This window comes from Mycobacterium sp. E2462 (assembly GCF_001672685.1).
GTDB lineage: Bacteria > Actinomycetota > Actinomycetes > Mycobacteriales > Mycobacteriaceae > Mycobacterium.
Genome location: NZ_LZKC01000102.1, coordinates 1 through 2876 on the forward strand (window position 1 = coordinate 1; position 2876 = coordinate 2876).

The following is a 2876-nucleotide window of genomic DNA, read 5'->3' on the forward strand; positions in this document are numbered from 1 at the left end:
GTCATCGTAGCCCGCGGCGGGGGCCAGCTCGCGAAGTACCACGTCGGCGACGCTGTCCACGGGAAGGTCCGTGGTCCGCGTCAAAACGGCTGCAGCGCGCGCGATTCCGTCATCGATAGACTCGCGCTTGCGCTCCACCAGCCCGTCGGTGTACAGCAGCAAGGTGGAGCCGGGCGGCAGCACCCGGGTGCCCTGCGGTCGCGGCGTGTGGTGACGCACGGCCAGGGGCACCGACGCGGCATCGTCGAGCAGGCGGGTCATCCCCGGTCGCGGGCCGACCAGCACGGCGGGCATGTGCCCGGCATTGCTGTACTGCAGCACGCCGGACTCGGTGTCCAGGATTCCCAGGAAGACGGTGGTGCAGTAGGCATTCGGAATCAGTGACGCCGCCGAATCCAGCTGTTCGAGCAGCAGCGCGGGCTCCGCCCCGTTGATCAGCAGCGCCCGCGCCGAGCTGCGCAGTTGCCCCATGACCGCCGCGGCCGGCAGGCCGCGGCCCACACAGTCGCCGACGACGATCGCGATGCGGTGATCGCCGACCGGCAACACGTCATACCAGTCGCCGCCGATCTGCAGGGGCAGCACCGCGGGCTCGTAGCGCACCGCGAATCCCGGCGGCGGCTGCACCGGCGGCAACATGGCGCGCTGCAGCGTCAGCGACGTTTCGCGGGCGCTCTCGAATTGGCGAACGTGCTGCATCGCCAGGCTCAGGTGGCCGATCAGCACCGTGACCAGCAGGCGGTCCTCGGCGCTGATGTAGCGCGGCGCGGACAGCTCCAGCCACAAGGCGAGGTCCCCGGCGCCCGACAGGACCGCGACCAAACCGTGTGCCTTGCCAGAGTTTTCGGGCCGCTCGATCGGCTTGGCGGTCAGCGGCAACTGCTGGCGCGCGTCCTGGAACGTCTGGCGCAACCACGGATCGAGCTCCCGCCACGACGTCTGCACCGGCTCGCCGGCGGCCTGGACGGTCGGCACCCCCTCGCCGGTCGGCCAGGTCACGGCCACCACGCGCTTGACGTCGATGGCCGCGCTGCACTCGTCCAGCGTCATCGACAGCAGCTCGTCCACGCTGCGGGCCACCGACACCGCGGTGGCCAGCCGCAGCACGGCGCTTTCCCTTGCGGCAAACGCCCGTTCGGCGGTGACGTCGCGGATCGTGCCGACGAACATGTCCTCGTCACTGCCCGATTCCTTGACCGCGTTGATGCTCACCATCACCCACACCAGATGGCCGTCACGATGCCGGACTGGGGTCTCGTATCCGGTGCTGCCGATGCTTCGGACCAGCGCCTGCTGTTCGCGGGCGCCCTGGGTGTCGACGAGCCACGGGTGCGGCCACCGGTAGGGCAGATCCGCCGCCGGGTACCCGACGATCTCGATGAAGGCGTCGTTCATCTCGACGATCGAGCCCTCGTGGTCGGCGACGAAAAAGCCCTCCTGCAGCGAATTGACCATGGCGGTGCGGAACTTGTCCCGGTCCGCCAGCCGCTCGGCGCGCGCCCGCTCCTGCGCGTAGCGCCGGGTGTGGTCGAGGAAGCCGCGAGTCGCGATGTCGAGCGGCACCAGCGTCTGCAACAGGAACTCGAGGGCGATCGGCGCCTCGATCCGCACGTCCTGCGATACCGCGAACACCAGCTCCACGTGACGCTCGACGATCGCCAGCAGGCTGACCTCCTGCTGCAGCGCCCGTCGGCCGAGCTCGTAGGCGGCGGCCAGGGTCTTGTCGTCGCGCGCCGCCAGGTAGGCCAGCAGCGCGGCGGAGTACTCGGCGTGGAAGTCGTCGGTGGCGGTCACGTCGGGGCTCCCCGACGCCGCGCGGCGGGCACCCGCACGTCGAGAAAAATCGACGGCGAATCCGACATCTGGCCTCCCGGGTGGCACGGCCGCGCCGCATCAATGCACGGCTGTACGCGGAGACTAGCTGGGCTTGTCGCGGGGCACCCTTCAAGGGCATATTCTTCTCGCAGTTCGCGCGCGCAGGCTAGGCTTGCACCACGCTCAGTGCCCTGGACGAAGGATTGCCGTTGTCAGCTCCGGATTCGATCACCACGTTGGTTGAAGACCACGGTGGTGTCTCCGTGGTCAGTGTCAGTGGCGAAATCGATTTGGTCACCGCTCCCGCGCTGGAGCAGGCGATCGGGGCGGTGGTCGAGGAGAGTCCCACGGCGCTGGTCATCGACCTGTCCGCGGTGGAATTCCTGGGCTCGGTGGGCCTGAAGATCCTGGCGGCGACCTACGAGCGGCTGGGCAAGGCCACCGGGTTCGGGGTGGTAGCGCGCGGTCCGGCCACCCGCCGCCCGATCCACCTGACGGGGCTGGACAAGACGTTTCCGACGTACCCGACGCTGGACGACGCGTTGAGCGGCGTCCGGGACAGCTGAGGCGCTTGCCGCGGCCACCTCGGGTCCGTCGACACCGCTGGAACAAGGGCGGATATGGACGTCGACCATCCGCAAGATGACCAGCGGTGGGACCGCCGGGAACGCGGCGAGACCGAAATCCAACGGCTGGACCGCAATTGGAACAGCCTGCTGCAGGAACTGCGGGTGGTGCAGACCGGTGTGCAACTGCTGACCGGGTTCCTGCTCACCCTGCCGTTCCAGCAGCGGTTTGAGGTCCTGGGTCCGGACCTGCGCGTCGTCTACCTGGCGACGGTCGGCTGTTCGGTGTGCGCGACGGTGCTGCTGATCGCCCCCGTCGGCATGCACCGGCTGCTGTTCCGGCGCCACCGCCTGCAAGCGCTGGTCTCGGCCGCGCACCGGTGCGCCTTCGCGGGTCTGGCGCTGCTGGGCCTGGCCTTGACCGGGATGACGCTCATCATCTTCGCGGCGGTCGCGGGCAGTCACGCCGGGCTGATCGCCGGCGCGTGCGCCCTG

General features: G+C 69.5%; 3 protein-coding genes. 2 read left to right on the top strand and 1 reads right to left on the bottom strand.

Features of this window, described 5'->3' with window-relative positions; genetic code table 11:
- A partial coding sequence (locus tag A5714_RS04905) for a SpoIIE family protein phosphatase (protein ID WP_068283312.1) occupies window positions 1-1794 on the bottom strand: 1794 nt, incomplete at its 3' end.
- A gap of 230 nt (window positions 1795-2024) precedes the next feature.
- Between A5714_RS04905 and A5714_RS04910 the strand changes: the two genes are divergently transcribed.
- Together A5714_RS04910 and A5714_RS04915 are read left to right on the top strand one after the other, a co-directional pair.
- Window positions 2025-2381 carry an STAS domain-containing protein gene (locus A5714_RS04910; RefSeq protein ID WP_231973924.1) on the top strand — a complete coding sequence of 119 codons (357 nt, stop codon included), beginning with the start codon at window positions 2025-2027 and terminating at the stop codon, window positions 2379-2381.
- A 54-nt stretch (window positions 2382-2435) separates the two neighbouring features.
- The coding region (locus A5714_RS04915) for a DUF6328 family protein (RefSeq protein WP_068283316.1) at window positions 2436-2876 on the top strand (441 nt) is incomplete at its 3' end.